18 protein-coding genes are annotated in these 18,160 nt (G+C 70.7%); 4 read left to right on the plus strand and 14 right to left on the minus strand.

The window, feature by feature from the left end; translation table 11 throughout:
* Positions 1–93 precede the first annotated feature (93 nt).
* Entirely contained in the window at positions 94–1,218 is a 1,125-nt protein-coding gene (locus tag ACOTKD_RS30655) for a hypothetical protein (protein WP_424892257.1), read from the minus strand.
* Positions 1,219–2,447: 1,229 nt separating this feature from the next.
* On the opposite strand from ACOTKD_RS30655, the gene ACOTKD_RS30660 reads away from it, so the two are divergent.
* The 4 genes from ACOTKD_RS30660 (at position 2,448) to ACOTKD_RS30675 (ending at position 4,655) form a co-directional block, all read left to right on the plus strand.
* Complete coding sequence (locus tag ACOTKD_RS30660) at positions 2,448–3,317, plus strand: helix-turn-helix domain-containing protein (protein ID WP_424892258.1); 870 nt, start codon at positions 2,448–2,450, stop codon at positions 3,315–3,317.
* A complete protein-coding gene (locus ACOTKD_RS30665; protein ID WP_424892259.1) occupies positions 3,314–3,532 on the plus strand; it encodes a DUF397 domain-containing protein in 219 nt (72 codons plus the stop codon). Before ACOTKD_RS30660 ends, ACOTKD_RS30665 begins: the two co-directional genes overlap by 4 nt.
* 123 nt (positions 3,533–3,655) lie before the next feature.
* Positions 3,656–4,120 (plus strand): GNAT family N-acetyltransferase, encoded by a 465-nt coding sequence (locus tag ACOTKD_RS30670; RefSeq protein WP_424892260.1) that lies wholly within the window; start codon positions 3,656–3,658, stop codon positions 4,118–4,120.
* A gap of 109 nt (positions 4,121–4,229) precedes the next feature.
* Positions 4,230–4,655, plus strand: a complete 426-nt coding sequence (locus tag ACOTKD_RS30675; RefSeq protein WP_424892408.1) for a hypothetical protein — start codon at positions 4,230–4,232, stop codon at positions 4,653–4,655.
* 112 nt (positions 4,656–4,767) lie between these two features.
* On the opposite strand, the gene ACOTKD_RS30680 is transcribed toward ACOTKD_RS30675, so the two are convergent.
* The 13 genes from ACOTKD_RS30680 to ACOTKD_RS30740 all read right to left on the minus strand — a co-directional run bounded on the left by ACOTKD_RS30680 (position 4,768) and on the right by ACOTKD_RS30740 (position 18,148).
* Complete coding sequence (locus ACOTKD_RS30680; RefSeq protein WP_424892261.1) at positions 4,768–5,106, minus strand: HIT family protein; 339 nt, start codon at positions 5,104–5,106, stop codon at positions 4,768–4,770.
* Between the two features lie 32 nt (positions 5,107–5,138).
* On the minus strand, positions 5,139–5,675 hold the full coding sequence (locus tag ACOTKD_RS30685; RefSeq protein ID WP_424892262.1) for an AAA family ATPase: 537 nt from the start codon (positions 5,673–5,675) through the stop codon (positions 5,139–5,141).
* A gap of 144 nt (positions 5,676–5,819) precedes the next feature.
* On the minus strand, positions 5,820–6,938 hold the full coding sequence (locus ACOTKD_RS30690) for an NUDIX hydrolase (RefSeq protein ID WP_424892263.1): 1,119 nt from the start codon (positions 6,936–6,938) through the stop codon (positions 5,820–5,822).
* Between the two features lie 52 nt (positions 6,939–6,990).
* Complete coding sequence (gene hemC / locus ACOTKD_RS30695; RefSeq protein ID WP_424892264.1) at positions 6,991–7,944, minus strand: hydroxymethylbilane synthase; 954 nt, start codon at positions 7,942–7,944, stop codon at positions 6,991–6,993.
* Positions 7,941–9,281, minus strand: a complete 1,341-nt coding sequence (locus tag ACOTKD_RS30700; protein ID WP_424892265.1) for an MFS transporter — start codon at positions 9,279–9,281, stop codon at positions 7,941–7,943. The genes hemC and ACOTKD_RS30700 overlap by 4 nt, the downstream gene beginning before the upstream one ends.
* Positions 9,278–11,221 (minus strand): ATP-binding cassette domain-containing protein, encoded by a 1,944-nt coding sequence (locus ACOTKD_RS30705; protein ID WP_424892266.1) that lies wholly within the window; start codon positions 11,219–11,221, stop codon positions 9,278–9,280. The genes ACOTKD_RS30700 and ACOTKD_RS30705 overlap by 4 nt, the downstream gene beginning before the upstream one ends.
* Before the next feature lie 101 nt (positions 11,222–11,322).
* Positions 11,323–12,573, minus strand: coding sequence for a protein-L-isoaspartate O-methyltransferase family protein (locus ACOTKD_RS30710; protein ID WP_424892267.1), 1,251 nt, complete (start codon positions 12,571–12,573; stop codon positions 11,323–11,325).
* 63 nt (positions 12,574–12,636) lie between these two features.
* On the minus strand, positions 12,637–13,125 hold the full coding sequence (locus ACOTKD_RS30715) for an NUDIX hydrolase (protein ID WP_424892268.1): 489 nt from the start codon (positions 13,123–13,125) through the stop codon (positions 12,637–12,639).
* A 522-nt stretch (positions 13,126–13,647) separates the two neighbouring features.
* Positions 13,648–13,920, minus strand: a complete 273-nt coding sequence (locus ACOTKD_RS30720; RefSeq protein WP_424892269.1) for a hypothetical protein — start codon at positions 13,918–13,920, stop codon at positions 13,648–13,650.
* Between the two features lie 32 nt (positions 13,921–13,952).
* Complete coding sequence (locus ACOTKD_RS30725; protein WP_424892270.1) at positions 13,953–16,097, minus strand: tetratricopeptide repeat protein; 2,145 nt, start codon at positions 16,095–16,097, stop codon at positions 13,953–13,955.
* On the minus strand, positions 16,094–16,603 hold the full coding sequence (locus tag ACOTKD_RS30730; protein WP_424892271.1) for a hypothetical protein: 510 nt from the start codon (positions 16,601–16,603) through the stop codon (positions 16,094–16,096). The genes ACOTKD_RS30725 and ACOTKD_RS30730 overlap by 4 nt, the downstream gene beginning before the upstream one ends.
* Before the next feature lie 116 nt (positions 16,604–16,719).
* Complete coding sequence (locus ACOTKD_RS30735; protein WP_424892272.1) at positions 16,720–17,385, minus strand: class I SAM-dependent methyltransferase; 666 nt, start codon at positions 17,383–17,385, stop codon at positions 16,720–16,722.
* Positions 17,386–17,479: 94 nt separating this feature from the next.
* Complete coding sequence (locus tag ACOTKD_RS30740; RefSeq protein WP_424892273.1) at positions 17,480–18,148, minus strand: HAD family hydrolase; 669 nt, start codon at positions 18,146–18,148, stop codon at positions 17,480–17,482.
* Positions 18,149–18,160: the final 12 nt, after the last annotated feature.

Below are 18,160 nucleotides of genomic sequence, written 5' to 3' on the forward strand. Positions count from 1 at the left end.
CTGGCACGGACAACCAGGGCGTCCCGGGAGTCTCCGGCCTCGTACGGGCCGCCAGCAGTCAGGCGTACGACCTCGACACGGTCCAAAAGCGCGTCACCGGTCCGCATCACTGAGCGCCTCCCCGGCGAAGGTGAAGTACCACAGGGGCCGGTAGCACTCCCAGCCCACCGGCAAAAGCCCCGTCGGCCGCATCACCTTCTCGATCGCCACCCTCGCCGCCAGATAGAAACCGAGCACCTCGGCACCCGGAACCCGCAGCCCCGCCATCAGCACGTTGTGCGCCTGGAACACCTGGAAGTTCGGGAAGGCCGACACGTGCTCCGCCAGCGCAGCCACCCCCTCGACCATGTCCGCAACCGGGTCGAGGCCCACGATGTAGGTGTACGAGGTCTCCAGCCCCGCTCGACGGGCCCTCGCCAGAAGGCCAGGCATCTGACGGGGGAGGAGGTCGGCCTTGGTCGACTTCAGCATGACCGGCCGCCGGGTGAAGCACTCAGCCGTCAACCGGAGCACGAACGGAGCCGCCTCCTGCGCCAGCAGCGCGAACGCCTCGTCGCTGCGCAGCACCGACGTCAGCAGCCCGATCCGCACGGAGGAAACCCCCGCCTGGCCCAGAGCGGACCGCAAGGCGATCAGGTGGTCGACGGCGGACTGCTCCCTCTCGAAGCACCCGGTGGACACCGTCACCTCGGTCAGCTCCCCCAGGTTCTTGCGCGGATGCGCTTCGGCCAAGGCCACCAGGAGCTCGTTGAGCGCCCGTTCCTCGCCCATGCGCGGATCAGCGGCGGCCTCCAGCGTGTTGGGGCAGAACGCGCAGCCGACACACCGGCTCCGCGCATTGGGGTTGAGCGTCACCGCGCGGCCGCCGTTACGGAAGTACCCGCCGACGGCCTCGTCGGCATCGATCCGCTCGACCTGCGCGACAGCCGTCCCACCGACGGACAGCTCCTCGCCGCGCAGCACAAACGGAGATGCCGGCCGGTTCAGCGGGACGATCACCTGCCACGGCCGGGCCGGATCGCGCATCAGTCGCAGGTTGACCCGGGCCCGGTGCCGCTCCCTGTGTTGCGAGCTGATGCCGAAGAGGTTGACCGCGATGAGCAGCACGTCCTCCACCGGAACGTTGTAGGCCAGGGCGGAGTGTTCCAGGTCGGCCAGGGACCGAACGCCGGTACGGGGCGGATCGGGCAGCTCGAGAGCAGCGATGAGCGAGTTCATGGCGAAGTTCCTCCGGTTGTCGGTGTGGCCGGAAGGCGAAACGCATGACGTCGAGTACAGCTCACATGCTGAACGACGTCAGGACGTGCGTTCGAGACCTCAAGGCAAATCAGTCGGCACTGCGGGAGTTCGTGTCACGGCCGGGTATCCAGGGCTGACCTCAGCCCCCATCGGCGAGCAACTGGTCGGGAACCGTGACCGACGTCGGCTGGAAAGGCGCGGACTGCGCGTCGTGCCTGTCAAGGAGGATCACGGTGGGAGGGATGAGCGCCCCGATGAGCAGGGCCACGGTGGCACGGAAGGGGTGCGTCACATCGATCTTGCTGTCCCGGCATTCGCGGGCATGTAACCCGCTCACCTCACCGCACCCCCTGGTGCCCGCGCTCCGGCTTCACGCCGGTGCCCGCCAGGCCGAGGAACCGCTCGGCGGAGCGCGGGGACCCCTCGCTCCAGTGACAGGCACACCGCGTGGACCTGCGTGTTTCCGCGAGGCCGCACGGCGGGCGCCTGCCGACGGAGCTGACGAGTTCGGGATGCGTTCTGGTGACGGTCGGCATCAACGGTGCGAGGTGGGGCTGCGGACCGCGATTGACCGTGATCCATGCCGTCAGCGGGCGACCGAGGCGCCTCGCCACGGTCGCCCGGATCGTCGCATCCAGCGGGATGAGGGCGGCGGCGTGGCCGGCGCCGGTGATTACCGAGGCGGCCGTCATCGCCTGGGGCCGGTGCCATCGGTCGCGAACAGATCGAGGCACCTCTCGGCCGTGTCACGGTCTCCCGTGAACACCTCACCGTGCGTCGGGGCGGACGAGGCGAGGGGGTGCTTCTTCCCCAGCTGCTGCTCAAGGGCCGACCGCGACGGATGCGGTCTCTCGTGGTCGACCGGGGAGAGCGGGACAATGGCGGTTCCGGGGAAAGCGGGCATGGGTCAGCTCCGTCACAGGAGGGTTTGGGGTTGACGGCGGGCTGCCGCTGCTCAACGTCGGGGGGACGACAGCCCGCCGCGCACTGATCACTGGATGAGCACAAAAGGTGATGCGCATCACCATGGCTCATGCAGCATGCCGCCCGGCCTCTCAGGTGCGCAAGTGCGTCACCTCAATTGGCATGTGCCGAACCGTAGCCCTATCGACCTGCGACACCAGGTGGGGGCACAATGCAACCTGCACCGCCCAACACATCACCTTTCCAAGGAAGTTCGTCACCCCGAAAGGGAGAGCGCGAGGCCCATGCCCAACCAACGAGCCCGTCCCACACTCCGCAGGAGACGCCTCGGAGACCTCCTGCGCGAGACCCGGGAAAGCGCCCGACTGCCCTCCGATGAAGCCGCACGCCTCATGGGCTGGGACCCGACCAAGCTATCGAAGATCGAAAACGCCAAGGCTCGCATCTCCGGCACGGAGATCTCCGCACTGATGAAGGTCTACGGAGTCGAGGACGAGTCGCTGATAGGGGCACTCGCCGCCCTGGCCAAGGACGCCGGCAAACGAGGCTGGTGGCAGACCTACGGCGATGTCGTGGCCGCCGAGTACAGCGACTACATCAGCCTCGAATCCGACGCCGAGAGCATGAACATCTACGCCCCGAGTCTCATCCCGGGCCTGCTCCAGACCGGCGCCTACGCCCGCGAGGTCATCACCGCCACCTCGATGATCCGCACACCGCAGGAAGTCGCGGCCCTGGCCGAGGTCCGCAAAACCCGACAGGCGGTCCTCACACGCACCGAGAACCCCCTGAAACTGTGGGCCGTGATCGACGAGCGCGCGCTACTCCACCGGTTCGCAGGCCACCCGTCCCTGATGCGCGAACAGCTCCGGCATTTGCTCGACATGGCCGACCTCCCCAACATCACGATTCAGGTCATGGCCGTCGACGCCACCCCGCACCCGGGGATGCTCGGGCTATTCCACGTCGTCCACTTCCGGCGACCGTGGCCGACCGTCGTCCACCTGGAGAACATCATGGGCAGCACGTTCGTCGAGGGGTCATCCGTCGCGAAGGTCTACGAGGACGCCTTTGGCCTCGTCGTCGCAGCAGCACTTCCCGTGGACTTCTCCCGGGAAAGAATCAAGTCGATCATGGAAGGGAATGGTAAGTGACCCATAGCGACAGCACCATCGACCTCTCCGCAGCTTGCTGGCGCAAATCAACACACAGCGACGGTGGTAACGGCTGCGTAGAGGTCGCTGACGGATATGAGGGCCTCGTGCCCGTGCGTGACAGCAAGAACCCCAACGGCCCGAAGTTGACCTTCCAGAACGGATCCTGGGCGTCATTCGTCGGCAGCAGCCTGGCCCGCACGTTCCCCAACTAGCACCAGCACGCACGGACGTGGATCGCCCCAAGGACGGTGGGACGATCCGCGTCTGTGTACCTAGGCCGGGCAGTCTAGACATTCCCCCCTCTGCAACGGCAGTACGCCGCTACGATCCCGCGCATGCCGATCGTCCGCCGCGCAATACCCGACGACGCCCCTGAGCTCGTCCGCCTTCGCCGCATCATGCTGGACGCCACCTCGGACCGCCCCACCCCGGACGGCCCATGGACGGCCGCGTGCGAAAAGACCGTCGCCACGATGCTGATGACCGACACGCGATTCGCCATGTTCGTCATCGACGCCGCCGACGGCCGGCTAGCCGCCTGCTCCGCCGCCTCGTACACCCCACGATTCCCCACGCACTACTCGAACGCCCCCTGGCACGGAGAAATCCACCAGGTCGTCACCGACCCTGAGTACCGGCGCCTCGGGTACGCACGACGCACCACGCACGCGGCCCGGGATTGGCTCGCCGCCCAGGGCTGTGCGTCCGTCTGGCTCATCGCCACCGCGGACGGCCGGGGCCTCTACGAGGAGCTGGGGTTTCGGACCATCCCGTGGCCCCGCATGGTGTGGCGGCCGTGAACAAGAGATGGCTCATTCCTGGGCGGGCGTCAGGTGCGGGTCATCGAGCTGGGAAGATCCTGCGGATAGGCCGAACCTCCGCGGCAACCGCTGGGACCCGTCTACCGTGATGACCCATGACGGGTCGCACCACCGGGAGGAACCAGTGTCATCCTCGCAGGAGATCACCCCCGCGGAGAAGCTCGCCGAGGCGAAGAAGCAGCTGGGTTTCCCCCGTATCGTCGCGATCTGCGGCTCCACTCGTTTCATGGCCGAGATGGCCGAGGCCGATCTGCGGGAGACCGAAGCCGGAAGGATTGTCGTCAAGCCGGGGTGCGATCTGAAATCGCCGCACGCACTGTGGTCCGACCCTGTCGAGGCTCAGACGCTGAAGGCTCGACTCGACGAGCTGCACCGATCGAAGATCTTGCTCGCTGATGAGGTGCTCGTAGTCGGCGACTACATCGGAGACAGCACCCGAGCCGAAATCGCCTACGCTCGGTCGCTGGGTAAGCCTGTTCGATTCATGCACCCCGAAGTCGACCCCGACGCCTGAGGGCCCATTCCCGCGCCGCCCATTGAGGCCGCCACCTTGCTCCTGCAGCGCCCTCACAAGCCGGAGCACTGGCCTCGCCGCTGGTTCGCCGGCCGAACGCCGGCGAATGCGGTCACAGCCGGCCCGCGCCCGGGTCTCCTCGGTACAGCACGTGGACGTGCAGGTGCTTCGATTCCTGGTAGTCGCCCATGTTCGTCACCACCGAGGCCGCGCCGTGCTCCTCACACACCCGGGCCGCCACCTCGCGTACCACGCCCATCACTTCGGCGAGAACCTTCTCGCCGTGCTCCCCGAGGTCGATCAGCGACGGCACGTGCCGCTTGGGCACCACCACAATGTGCACGGGATACGAGGGCCGGGTGTGCTCAAATGCGAGCACCGTGGCCGACTCGGCCACCACCGTCACGGGCGTCCGCCCACTGAGTGCCTCGTCGCAGTAGAAGTCGCTCACCACGCCTCCTGCCATCTTGCTGGGTCTGCGGTTCACCGCGCGGGCTGCGGCTCCAGCCCGGCCTCGGTCATGACGGTCCGGACGGTCTCCTCCAACGTGCTGCCCTGCTTGATCAGCGTCTCGTCCATTCCGTCGAGCAGATCAGCCGGCCGGTACCACTCCCGCATCTTGTTCTCGCCGAACTCCGAGGCCTCCGGCCGCGTGGCGTGCCGGCGCAGCGTCTCGGCGAAGGCGAGGTCGAAGTAGAAGAACCGGCTCGTCCCACGGTGGTCGGCGGCCAGCTGGCGCAGGAGTTCGTGCCACCGGCCGGCGGTGAAGATCCCTTCGAGGATCACGTGGAAGCCCTCGTCCAGGCACTGGCGGGTGATGACGTCGATCAGCCCGGGCGTTGCCCGCACCGGTCCGTGTGCCTCACAGAGGATCTCCCGGCGCACTGTGTCCTGGCTCACGATTGCCAGACCGCTGCCGTAGCGTTCGCGGACGGCACGGGCGGTGGTGGTCTTGCCCGAGCCGGAGTTGCCGCGCAGGACCATCAGCCGGGTGTCCGCTGTGCCCGTATGGGCCTTCATGGTCGGATCTCCTTGACTATCAGTTCGAGGGCGTCGGTGGGGGCGCCGGTTGGCGGTGACCGTCCGGCGTGGCGACGGTCCGTCCCCGGCAGGAGAGGGGTATGGGAGAACGGACGCGGCAGTGTTCATTCCCGCCCTGCGCTGCTACCGAACCGCAGGGCCCTGGGTGGGCCGGTGCGACGGGAGTTCGGTGAGCGGTTGTCGGGCGGGAGCCGGAAGACCGAGCTTGTCCCTGGCGGCGTGGACGGCGGCCAGCTGGAGTGCGGCCTGGCTGTCCCAGTCGAAGAGTTGCGCCGCTTGCTCGGGCGTGGCCAGGAGGCGGGCGTAGGTCTGGCCGGTGGCCTCGTCGAGGCTCGGCGGTTCCCAGTCGGTGATCACGGCCGCGTACCGTGCCCGGGTGCAGTGCCGGCCGGTGGTGTCGTCGTGGAGGTAGCCGAGGTAGAGCGGATCGCTGATGCGCAGCCGGGCCTCCTCCCACGCCTCCCGCCGGAGCGTTCGTGCCGGATCGCCGTGATCGGCCGGCTCGACCGTGCCGCCGGGCAGGCACGCGGATCCGGTGTCCTGGCCGATGAGGACGAGGACCCGGCCGTCCTGAGAGAACAGCCAGCCCCAGGCCTGCCGAATCGGGAGCTCGGCCGGCACGGGGCCGGCATGCCAGGGCCACAGCTGGGGTTTGCGTGGAGTGCGCAGCACCTCAAGGTCGTCCAGGCACGTCGGGGCGAGGGGCCGGCCGTCTTCGAGGATCGCGGCGCCGGTGCCGTTGATCCGCGCGCGGAGCGCGGCCAGGGCGCGCCGGGCGTTGCCGGGCGGCATATGGTGGGGGAGGAGCGCGGGTTCGACGCAGCGGATGCCGGTGACTTCCCGTTCCGGCAGGCGGATCCGGGCGATGTCGTCCTCGGCTAAGGTCCCGCCGTCGAACACGTAGATGATCTCGCCGGGGAACCCTTGCGGGTAGCCAGGGGTGCCGGGCGGCACCCAGTCGACGGCCAGGGTGCGGGAGAAGCGGCGGATGAGGCCGAGCTCCTCGCGGACCTCGCGCGCGACGGCCAGGGAGGGGGCTTCGCGGGCGTCGATGGCGCCGCCGGGAAGCAGGCACGCTCGGCGGTAGGCGACGTCCTCGAGGAGCACGCGGCCACGGCCGTCGGTGAACAGAGCCGATACGCCGCTCCACAGCACGCTGCGGCTGGCCACGTACTGTGCATCGGTCATTCTGGGCCGCCCGGGGCTGGTGTTCTCGTCGGAGTCCCGGTTGGGCGGGGCCATGAGCGACGTCCCTTCGGTCTGGTGAGCGTCATGTCCAGCAGGGTGATGGCTGTCAGGGGCGGTGGGGGAGGGCGTGAAGGAGCGCGGCCGCGCCGTCGTGGAGGAGCTGCTCGGCGGCGCGGCGGCCCACGGTGTCGGCCTGGTGCACCGCCCCGGTGGCCTGGGTGCGGATGGCGGTATGACCGTCCGGGGCGAACACCACGGCGTGGACGGTCACCGTGTCGCCGGTGAGGGTGGCGTGGACGGACGCCGCGGTCATGCAGTTGCCGCGCAGCGCCGCCAGGGTGGCCCGTTCGGCGGTGAGCGCGGTGGCGGTGGCCGGGTGGCTGATCGGTGCGAGGAGATCCCGCGTCGTGGTATCGCCGGTGCGGTATTCGGCGACGACCATGCCGGCACCGGAGGCCGGGAGCCACAGTGTCGGGTCGAGGATCTGTGTCGCTCGGTGGGTCTGGCTGAGGCGGTGCAGCCCGGCGTAGGCGACGAGCAGCGCGTCGAGTTTGCTGCTGCCGTCGTCCAGGCGGGCGATGCGGGTGTCGGCGTTGCCGCGGACGAGTACCGGCTCCAGGCGCGGGTGGTGCTGGCGCAGCTGGGCGATGCGGCGCGGGGCGCTGGTTCCGACCCGGGCGCCGCGCGGCAGCTCGGCGAGAGCACAAGGTGGTCGGCTGGCGGGCAGGACGAGGGCGTCGCGGGCGTCGCCGCGCTCCAGGGCGGCGCCGATGCTCACGCCCGGCGGCCGGTCGTGCGGGCTGGGCAGGTCCTTCACGCACGAGACCGTGACGTCCAGCTCTCCGTCCAGCAAGGCCCGGTCCAGGGCTTTGACGAAGGCGCCCTTCCCGCCGATGCGGGACAGGGGCCCGTGGTAGCGGTCGCCCTGCGAGGCCATCGTGGTGATCTCAAAGCAGATGTCGGGGTGGGCCTTGGACAGCAGCTCGACGCACCAGTCGGTCTGCCAGCGGGCCATGGGGCTGTTGCGGCTGCCCACCCGCACGACGGCTGTGGTCTTCACGCTTCCTCCCCGGGGACCGGCGTCGGTGTCGTGGTGCCGAGGGGCAGCGGAGGATGTGGCACAGCAATCTCCTTGGGTTGTGATGGGACGGGGGCGAGGGTGAGCGCGCGGAAGTCGGCGCGGCACGGAGGTAGGGCGGCGCACAGCAGCAGGACCGTCGCGATCACGGTGAACGTGGTGGTCAGCCCGTACCGGGTCGCTGCCTGGCCGGCCAGGAGGTAGGCGGGTGGCAGGAAGACCAGCTGGACGGCCGTGTTCAGGGACAGGACCCGGCCGAGGCGGTGCTCGGCGATGACGCGGGGGAGCAGGGTGTTGAACGAGACGGCGGAGATGTTCAGGGCGGCGCCGGCGATGACGATCACGGCGAGCAGGACGGGCAGGGGCGCGGTTGTGGCCATGGCGGCCATCGGCAGGGCCATGGCCGCTGAGACGGCCGCGGCGACCGGGCACAGCCGGCGCGGGGACCACACCATGCAGGCGAGGGCACCGAGCACGAGGCCGGCGGTCCACCCGGCGGCCATCAGCCCGTACCCGGCCGCCCTGCCGAGGCGGGCCTTGGCGTAGGCGGGTCCGAGGAGGACGTAGCCGACCAGCCACAGCGGCACGGTGATGCAGCCCTGCAGCGACCACAGCATCAGCCACCCGTGCGCGCGAAACGCCCTCCACCCGTCCCGGAACTCCGCCCATGCCGTGGCCGGTCCGGCTGTGGCCGGCGTCGAGGGATCGGGCAGCCGGGCTAGGAGCACGGCGGCGGCGAGGAACGTCGCCGCGTCGAACGCCACCGCGTAGCCCGGCCCGGTGAGTGCGATGAGCGGACCGCCGATGACGGGGACGAGGATCTTGATGCCGTTGAACGCCGTCTGGGCGAGCGCGTTCGCCTGCTGCAGCCGGTCGGGCGCCACCAGGGAAGGCAGGGTCTTCTTCGTGGCGGGGTCGAGGAACGCGGTGACCGTCCCGCTCGCTGCCGACAGCCCGGCCAGGGCCGGGACGCCGGCGTGACCGCTCAGGAGCAGCACGGTGGCGACGGTTTGCAAGGCCGCGAGGGCGAGGTTCCCGGCCGGCAGGATCCGGGCGCGCGGGTAGCGGTCGGTGGCGACGCCGCCGATCAGCGCGACCAGGAGCTGCGGCAGGCACCCGGCCGCCAGGACCCCGCCCAGCGCGGCCGCCGTGCCGCCGACGTCCAGGGCGGCGAACGACAGGGCGAGCGGCGCGATGGCGGACCCGGACGCCGAGAGCACCCGCGCGGTCAGGAAGACACGATAGTCGCGGTCGCGCCAGGGAGCCGCAGCAGCGCTCGCGCGGGCCCGCCACCCGCACACGGCCGGGACAGCTGTCACCCATCCCCCTCTCCCGGCGCGGCCGCTGCCTGGTAGGCCGATGCCTGAAGGGTGAACATCTCGCGGTACTCGCCGGGCTGCCCGTCAGCGGTGGTGTAGTTCATCAGGTCCTGGTGGGTGCCGGATTCGATGATGCGCCCGTCGCGGAAGACGTAGATCATGTCGCAGCTGGTCACACTGCTCAGGCGGTGGGAGATCAGGATGGTGATGCGGTCCCTGCGGCGCGCGCCGTGACCGCCGTGCAGGACGGCCTCATAGACGGCATGCTCGGCACGGGCGTCCATGCTGGACGTCGGTTCGTCCAGCAGAAGCACGGCGGCGTCCTGGTACAGGCCCCGGGCCACAGCGACTTTGGCCCAGTTCCCGCCGGACAGCTCCTGCCCGTTTTTGAAGCGCTTGGACAGCGGGGTGGCCCACTGCTGGGGCAGGCCGACGATGACTTTGTCTGCGCCCGATTCGGTCACGGCGGCGAGGGCCCGCTGCGGGTCGGCCTCGGTGATGCTCCCCGCGCCGATCGTGACGTTGGCCAGCGCCGACAGGGGCCAGGCGACCGGGTCCTGGAGCACCATGGCGACCTGCGCCTGGATGCTCTCGGCGTCGACATCCCGCACCTCCACGCCGTCCCAGCAGATGCTGCCCTTCGTGGGGGCGTACAGCCCGGCCAGGAGTTTGGCCATGGTCGACTTGCCCGAGCCGTTCGCTCCGACGAACGCCACCGTGGAACCGGCCGTCAGTGTCATCGACACCCCGCGCAGCGCGTCCCGGCCGGCCTCGGGGTAGGTGTAGTGGACGTCGGTGACAGTGATGGTCTTCACCCCGTCCGCGAGGCGCCGGCCCGTGCGGTGCGGCTGCAGAGCGCGGCAGCGCTCCAGGTGCCGCTCGAGGTCGTCGATCCATAGGGCGTGCTCGTAGATCTGGTGCATGGCCAGCACGACGCTCACCAGGGTGCCCCGGCTGGAGCGGATCGCCAGGAACGCCCCGCCGCCCGCCGCCAGCGGCATCCACCCCGTCGCCGTCATCCACCCCAACGCCGCATACGTGGCACCGACCGTGAGTCCACCCACGGCGCGACCCCACAACGCGACGTTCGCCTCCTGCCGCCCCAGCCGGGCATCCTCCGTCTCGATCCGCCGCGCGAAACGCTCGTGCTCCTCCAGCAACGCCTGCTGCGCCGTGGACGCACGCACCTCCGGCGCGGAGTCGCGGTCGAGAAGGAGCCAGGTGAACAGGCGGATACGGCGCTGGAGGGTGCTGTATCGGCTGTGGGAGAGGAACTGGGCCCGTGCCGAGCGCACGGCGGCGTACCCCTGGGGAATCACCGAGAGCACCAGGAGAGGGAGGAGCAGCGGGTGCAGGACGGCCAAGACGCCGGCGGCCCCGGTCAGGCCGAGGACGGCGTGCGCGAGCTGGACCATCTGCGGCACGGACTGGCGCATGTAGTACAGGCCGCGGTCGTTGGCCTTGTTCGCCTCATCCGCGAACGCGGCATCGTCGACCGCTTCCAGCCGTACATGGCAGCTCAGCCGCAAGAACTCCTGCTCCACAGCGCGCCGGACCTTCGGCGTGAGCGCCGCCTGCCCGCGGGCGACGCCGAAGTCGAGCAGGCCCTGCGCCGCCATCAGGCCAGCGACCAATGCGAGGGAGGGAAGCGCGTGGTGGATGCGCTCGGAGGTCGCGCCCTGGGCGAAGAGGGCGGAGAGCGCGCTCACCGAGGCCAGCAGCCCGAAGGCACTCATCAGCGAGGAGGCGATCTGGAACACCACAACCATGACCGTGGCTCGCGCGTCGGCCTGGTAGGCCAGGCCGAGCACCCTGCGGCTGATGGATGGCAGCCGTCCGAGAATCCGCCACACACTGGTCCGGGCGGCTTCCCCCTCCCACTGCATCCAGTACGCGCTTTTCAGCTCGTCGCCGACCTCCTCGCCCTCCGGCGCCGCCACAGCCCGTTGCGGAGGCAGCGGCAACAACGGACCCCGGTTCTGACGAGGACCGGGGACGTCCGCCCCATGATGGTTCTGCGACCTGTCGCTGTCCGTGTCACTCACCCGCGCTCTCCCTCACCCTCGTCGATAAATCCAACCGGCGTGGGCAGCTCCCACGCGAGCATGCCCGTGCCTGCGCCGGCGGTGATGTACTGCCGGCCATCGAAGGCGAACTCCAGCCGGTAGGTCTCCGGTCGCCCGGCGCGCTCCCAGCGCGCGTACACCTCGCACACCTCGTCCCACACCGGCCGCGAGCCGACTTCCTCGACGTCCCCGTCCGGACCGACGACGGCCCAGGAGTTCTCGCGTGGTGCGATCAGGGTCAGGTGATCAGCGGAGAAATCCCGGACCAGCCCCGGCACCAGGTGAGCCAGCGCCAGCCAGAATCCGCGTGTCTCCTCCGGCGGCGGGGCGAGGGGCCCGGTTCGGTGACGGCCGGGCTCGGTGCCCACGCGCGCCTTGTGCCGGTGCAGCGACACCCAGCTGTGGCCGTGCACCGGCGCATGCCCGAGCCGCGAGCCGCACACGGACGCCTCCAGACGGCCACGGTCCTTGCATACGGTCACCAGGCCGGGCCAGCTGGGGGAGTCGGCCGTCAGATGCGCAAGCATCAGCCCGCCCTCGGCCAGCTGCTCCACCACCCTCACCGGCAGATACGGCACCGAGAAGGCGAAGGCGATCCGCTCGTACGGGGCCCGCTCCGGGTAGCCGTCGAGCCCGTCGCCGGCCACGACGTCCACCTCCAGGCCGAGCGCGGCGAGCCGGCGCGCGGCTGCGGACGCCATCTCGGCGTCACGCTCAACGGCCGTGACCCGCCCAGCACCCAGAACGCGGGCGGCCAGGGCCGCGGAGTATCCCGGCCCCGCCCCCAGCTCCAGATAGGACAGACCGGGCCGCAGCTGCAGGTCATGCAGCATCTGGACCGTCATCGACACCACGCTCGTCTGCGACGTGATGCGTCCGCCCTTCACCCGGCCGCGCACCTGCCCGTCGAGCGCCTCGCCGTTGCGCTGCGCCAGCACCGAGGCACCGCTGTAGATGAGCTCCAGCCACTCCTGCCGGTCCTCGGGGTGTGCGCCGTCCAGCAGCTCCAGCACCACCGGCTCGGGATACCCGGCGTCCCGCCGGACGTAGGCGCGCGGCAGCAGCACCTCCCGCGGCACCTCCAGCAGCGCCTCCCGCAGCAGCGCGTCGGATAAGACCCCCTGTTCCTCCAGGCGGTGCACCATGGCCCGCCGCGCCTGCGCGACCTCGGCCTCCTGGGACACGGTGCGGGCGGGCGAAGAGGGGGACGAGGAATGTCGGGACACAGCAACCTCCAGCAAGGGGTTCTCGTGGGTGGTCGAGCCAAGTGGCCGGTCAACGCCGGGGCATCACCCGCCCAGGCCCGGCTTGCCGTCGGCGGCGCCGGGGCGGTGCCCCCCGGGGCGCAAGCCCATGTCCGTGTACGGCCAGCCGTCCGCTATGCCCTCCAGCGCCGCGACCGTGTACTCCACCGTGGGGTCGGGCAGCGCGTGCAACGGCCACCACCGCCACTGAACGCACCGGTCCGGCTCCATCAGCCGTGGCTCGCCGCACCACCGGTGGACGCGAAAGAACAACTGCAACCGCGGCACGGCCTCGGGGTCGTCGGTATCGAGCAGGTGCACGGTGTGCACGAGCTCCAGGTCGGGCTCCTCGACGATGACGCCGAGCTCCTCACCGGCTTCCCGCACCGCACAGGCCCGCGCGCTCTCCCGCTCCACATGCCCCGCCGGAACATGCCAGACATTCGCAGCGAACAACGCATCCGGCGGCCGCAGCCCCAACAGGACGCTGCCCCTGTCCTCGAACAGCAGGTGCGCACCGACAATGTTCGGCACGAATGACACCGGATCTCCTCTCCTCTGAAACGGCTGCCGCCCGCCGACCGCGCGCTCGCTGCGACGTGACATGGGCCGTTTGCGGGCCGCTCCTGACGTCCGCGGCTATGAGCGCCGTAGTCTGCCGACGACCTCATCCATCGCTCCGAGGTCCGCCATGACATGTCGAATCCATGGGCGAAGAAACCGTCAACCACGCCCGCCTCTCCGGCGGCCGGTAGAGCGGTGGAAATCGAACGCGGCACGACCCTGGTGGTGACCGGTATCGGATTCACAAGGCCTCCACGCCTGAGTGGTTGAGGCGGACGTCCGGAACAACGCTGCTGATCAGAGGTCCGTCACGGACACGGACGGGCGAAAGGTGGAACAAAGGTGCGGCGATCGCCTGCGCCTCAAGGCCCGCCTGGACTTCTGCGGTGCCGCGGCATTTTCGAACCACCCGCGCGGGGCGGCTCACTCTTGCGGGGTATTGCCAGATTCGCGCACACGATCGCATCCCGGCCCTCTCCCGGGTCAGGCTCATCACCGCCGATTGACACCCGCCTTCGCGAGGCAACAGCCGCGCTCACGCTCCAGGCCGTGCTGGCGCAGCCACAGCCGCAACGCCGGGTACACCCGCCGGTCGGCGTCGGTGACGCTGCGCGAGAACGTGGTGCGCGCACGGCAGGTGCCGCAGCGCAGCAGGACGAAGTTCCGTCGGGTCGTGCCCAGTTCGAAGCCGGCGCGCCTGGCCTTGCGCGCGAGGTCGGCGAGGCGTTTGCTTCGTGCTCCGCGTAAGGGGTCGGTGGTGCCCATGTCGTCGCTGCCTTCCGTTCGGCGGGTGCGCGCTAGGGCAGGTCGCGCAGGCGGCTGCGCAGACGGTCGGAGTCGCGGCCGCTGAAGGACTTGTAGACGGACAGGGCCCGGGTGAACAGTTCGCGGGCGGCTTCCTCGTGGCCTGCCTCGTGGGTGGTCTGGCCGAGCATCTCCAGGCTGCGGCCGATCCAGCGCCGGGACCCGATCTGTCCGAACTCCTCGACGGCGGTACGGCCGAGCTCGAGCGCGACCTTGCCATCGCCGCTGCGGGCGTGGGCGCGCCCGAGCCAGGCCAGGGCCCGGGCGGCGTTGTGCGGGTCGGTCACCTCCAGCAGGAGAGAGCGGGCGGTGGTGAAGCGGGCGATGGCCTCGTCCGGGCGGTCGTCGTCGAGGGCGATCTCGCCCAGCACGATGTCGGTCAGGGCCTGGCCACGCGGGTCTCCCAGCTCGGCGCGCTGCGCGCGGGCCTGAAGGAGCAGCTCGGCTGCGTCGCCGCGACGGCCGGCAGCGTGGTGGGCGACGCCGAGCTCGTGCAGGGCCTGGGCCTGACCCGTGGCGTCGGCGGCGGCGGTGGCCATGTCCCGGACGCGGGTGAAGGCGCCGATGGCGGCGTCGTGCTGGCCGGCGCTGCGCAGGCCGACGCCCCAGGTGTTGAGGAGTTCGCGCTCGGCGAGGGGCGCGCCGTCGCGGCGGGCGGCGTCGAGGCCGAGTTTGTGGGCCTCGAACCAGAGGCTGTAGATCTGCCCGTGGTGCCACAGGGGCCACAGGGCCCAAACCAGGGTCCATATGCAGGTGTACAGGCCGGCGGTGTGACCGGCGCGGATCGCGGCCATCAGCTGGTCTTGCTGACCCTCCAGCCAGGCCAGGGCCTCGGCGTGCTGAGTGAAGGTGATGGGTTGGGCCGGGGGGTAGGCCAGGGGGCGGTCGAGTCGGCGGTGGGAGGGCGTCAGCAGCCGTTCTGCTGCCGTGGCGCCGCTTTGGTACCAGTCCAGGGCCCGGTGCAGCGTCTCCTCGGCGGTGCCGTCGGTCTCTTCGCGCGCCGCTTGGGCGCGGGCGTGCGCGCGGGCTTCGTCGTGGAGCCGCCAGATGCGGCCGCGGACGGGGTGGTCGGCGATGTCCTCCAGGAGCCGGGCCGAAGACAGGGCGCGCAGGGCCCGGTCGGCTTCGCCGGCTGGCAGGTTGCAGGCGGCCGCGGTCAGTGCCGTGTCGGTCTCGGGCAGGGGTAACAGGCCGAGCCGCCGGTAGACGCGGGCGACGTCGCGCGGCAGATTCCAGTAGGTGCGGTCCAGGCCGGTAGTCATAGCTCCCTCAAGACTGTTGGGCCGCCGTTGGCGGGGCGCAGGCCCGGAGCCCGAGCGAGCGCTGGGGGCGAGGAGGTCGGCGAGCGGCCGGCCGGGGTGCGCGGCCAGTTCGGTGACCGCCAGTCCCAGGGCCAACGGCAGACCATGGGCAGCTGCGGCGATGTGGCGGGCGGCGTCCGGCTCGCGGGCGATGCGGCCCGAGCCGAGGCAGCGGGCGAGGTACTCGGTCGCCGCTTCGGGATCCAGCGGGCGCAGTTGGTGCAGCGCGGCGCCGTCGCGGGCCAGGCCGGTCAGCAGCTCGCGGCTGGTGACCACCACTAGGTGCCCGTGGCCGCCGGGCAGCAGGGGCCGGATCTGGTCGGCCGAGGTCGCGTTGTCCAGCAACAGGCACACCCGCGCTCCCTCGCGGGCGGCGGTGACCGAGCGCCACCACGCGGACAGCTCCTCAACGGTGGGCGGCAGCGGTCCGGCACGGTAGGCGCGCAGCAAGCGGACGAGGACCTCGTGGGTCGGGGCCGGGCCGCCGGGTAGGTGGCCGCGCAGGTCGGCATACAGCTGGCCGCCGGGGAACTGGGTCCGCAGCCGGTGGAGCCACCACGTGGCCAGGGCTGTCTTGCCGACACCGCCCATGCCGCACAGAGCCGCCAGCCGCACACCGTGGTCCGGCTGCGTCTCCAGCCACTGCGAGAGGACTTCGACCTCCCTGGCGCGCCCAGTGAACGCCGCGGGAACAGGGGGAAGCTGATACGGGATCGGCGGCCCGTGGTCGGCGGCCGCGGCAGCGTGGATGGTGAGGGTGTGGATGTCGCGGGCCTGCACGCCCGTGGTGACCGACGAGTTGCCGTCGATGTGGTTGGCGACGCCGTCGTGGCTCATGGGCGGCGTCCCCGGCGCTGCCGCGTACGGACTGGTGGCGGGGGCGCGGGCGCGCGCCGGCTGTCGGCCAGGGCGCTGCGCAGGTCCTGGGGCTCGGTCGTGTGCCGGCTGGGCAGGACCACCCAGTGAAGGTCCTTGCCGCTGTTCGTGCAGGCGGGGGGTATCTCGACGCGTGCGCCGCGGGGCAGCAGACGAGAACCGGGGACCTTCCAGGAGCCGACGACGATCGAGTCCGGCTCCAGGAGGAAGGTCATGTGGAGCGTGTAGCGGGAGGCGATCACGGGCCCGACGTCGCGGCCGAGGCGGCGCAGTGCGTGCTCGCCGTAGGGGAGCAGGACCCGCACCGCCTCGAAGAAGTCCCCGGCGGCGCGGGTCTCGACACTGCTCCGCGGGACCCAGTCCGGCACCGGGGCGGTGGGCAGCGTGGAGTCCGGGGACCAGGAGGGGACGTACCAGTCGTCGTTGTGGGAGTGGAACGGGGAATGGGCGGGTACCCGCTTCGTCATTGCTTGCCTCGTGTGTCCGGGGTGTTCGCTGAGATGTGGCGGCCCGGCCGGTGACGGCGGGGCCGCACGGAGGGCGGGGGTTGGCGGCACGGGCGTCGGGCAGGTGGAGGGCAGGGCTATCGGCGTACGGCGCGGATGAGCCAGCTGGCCACCGGCCGCTGCGGGTGGTCCGGGTTGGCCAGGCGCTGCACGTGCTGGACGGTGAAGTCCCTGGCGAGCATCCGCTCCCACAGGCCGCGGTTGAGCACCCAGCGCGGCACCGTCACGGCGCTGCCGTCGTCCTGTGCCAGGACGGCGGGGGTGAAGGACGGGAAGGCGCTGGCCGCGGTGCCGTCCAGGTATTCGGCCATGGTTGCGATGACGAGCACGCCGCCCGGTCGCAGCGCGGCCGCCAGGACGGGCAGGAGAAGGAACGGGTCGGTGAAGCAGACGGCGCCGAACCGGGAGAGGACCACGTCGTAGCCGAGCGGGTGCTGCGCCAGGTGGTGAACCGCGTCGGCGGTCACGTAGCGCAGGCGCGGGACGCCGCCGAAGCGCGCCGTGGAGCGCTGGTTCATGGCTGGGGAACTGTCGAGCCCGACCCCGAGGGCGCCGTGCTGGTGTACGAGGTGGGCGATCGTCCGCCCGGTGCCGCAGCCGAGGTCGATGACCCTCCGGCCGGCGACCGGGCCGAGGATCTCGCACCGGGGCCCGTAGCTGTCATATAAGTCCCAAAAGAAGGGGCTTTCGACGGGACGAGCGGCCTCGCTGCGCAGGCACTGGATCGCGCTGGCGTGCCACACGTCGGGAGGCTGGCTAATGGGAGACATAAGAAGGGCGCGTCCGAACGTCGTGGTGAGCCGGTGCCGCAGGGGCTCCGGCGAGGGCAGGGGGGCTCTAGTCCGGGAGGGGCACCAACCACTCGGTCGTGCGGAGGAGGCGGCTGACCTCGGTGACGGTCTGGACCACGTGATCCGGCTGCGGATCGCCGTCGTGCAGTTGACGGCCGTTGGCGATCCAGACGGTGCGCAGGCCAGCGGCCGCACCGCCGGCGATGTCCTCGCGGAGGGAGTCGCCCACCATGACTGCCGTGGACACCTCCAGCGCGTCGAGCGCGATGTTGAACAAGGCGGGGTCCGGCTTGCGTGGGCCCCACTCGCCCGAGATCACAACTCGGTGCGAGGGGAAGTAGCTGTGGAGACCGCTGTGCCGCAGCTTGGTCCACTGGACGTCCGGGGAACCGTTGGACAGCACCGCCAGCCGCCATCCCGCATCCGACAGTTCCCGCACCATCTGGCACACCTCCGGGCGGAACGGGCTCAGCCGGGGCGCGCGCTGACGGTACTGCCCGTACAGCTGTGTGATCGGGTCCTTGATCCCGAAGTTCTCCTTGAGGTCGGTGAAGAAGGCGTGGCGCTGGCCGGCGTGCCGCCGGTCGGCTTCCGTCACCGCTTCCACCGGCACGCCGTAGGCGTCGGCGAACCAGTGGGCGTACGCGGTGAGCGCGTGGGAGGTGTCGATCAGGCAGTCGTCGAGGTCGAACACGGCAGCGAGGGAGGAGGGCATGGGTGTACGGCT

Source organism: Streptomyces sp. XH2, from assembly GCF_049725035.1.
GTDB lineage: Bacteria > Actinomycetota > Actinomycetes > Streptomycetales > Streptomycetaceae > Streptomyces > Streptomyces roseoverticillatus.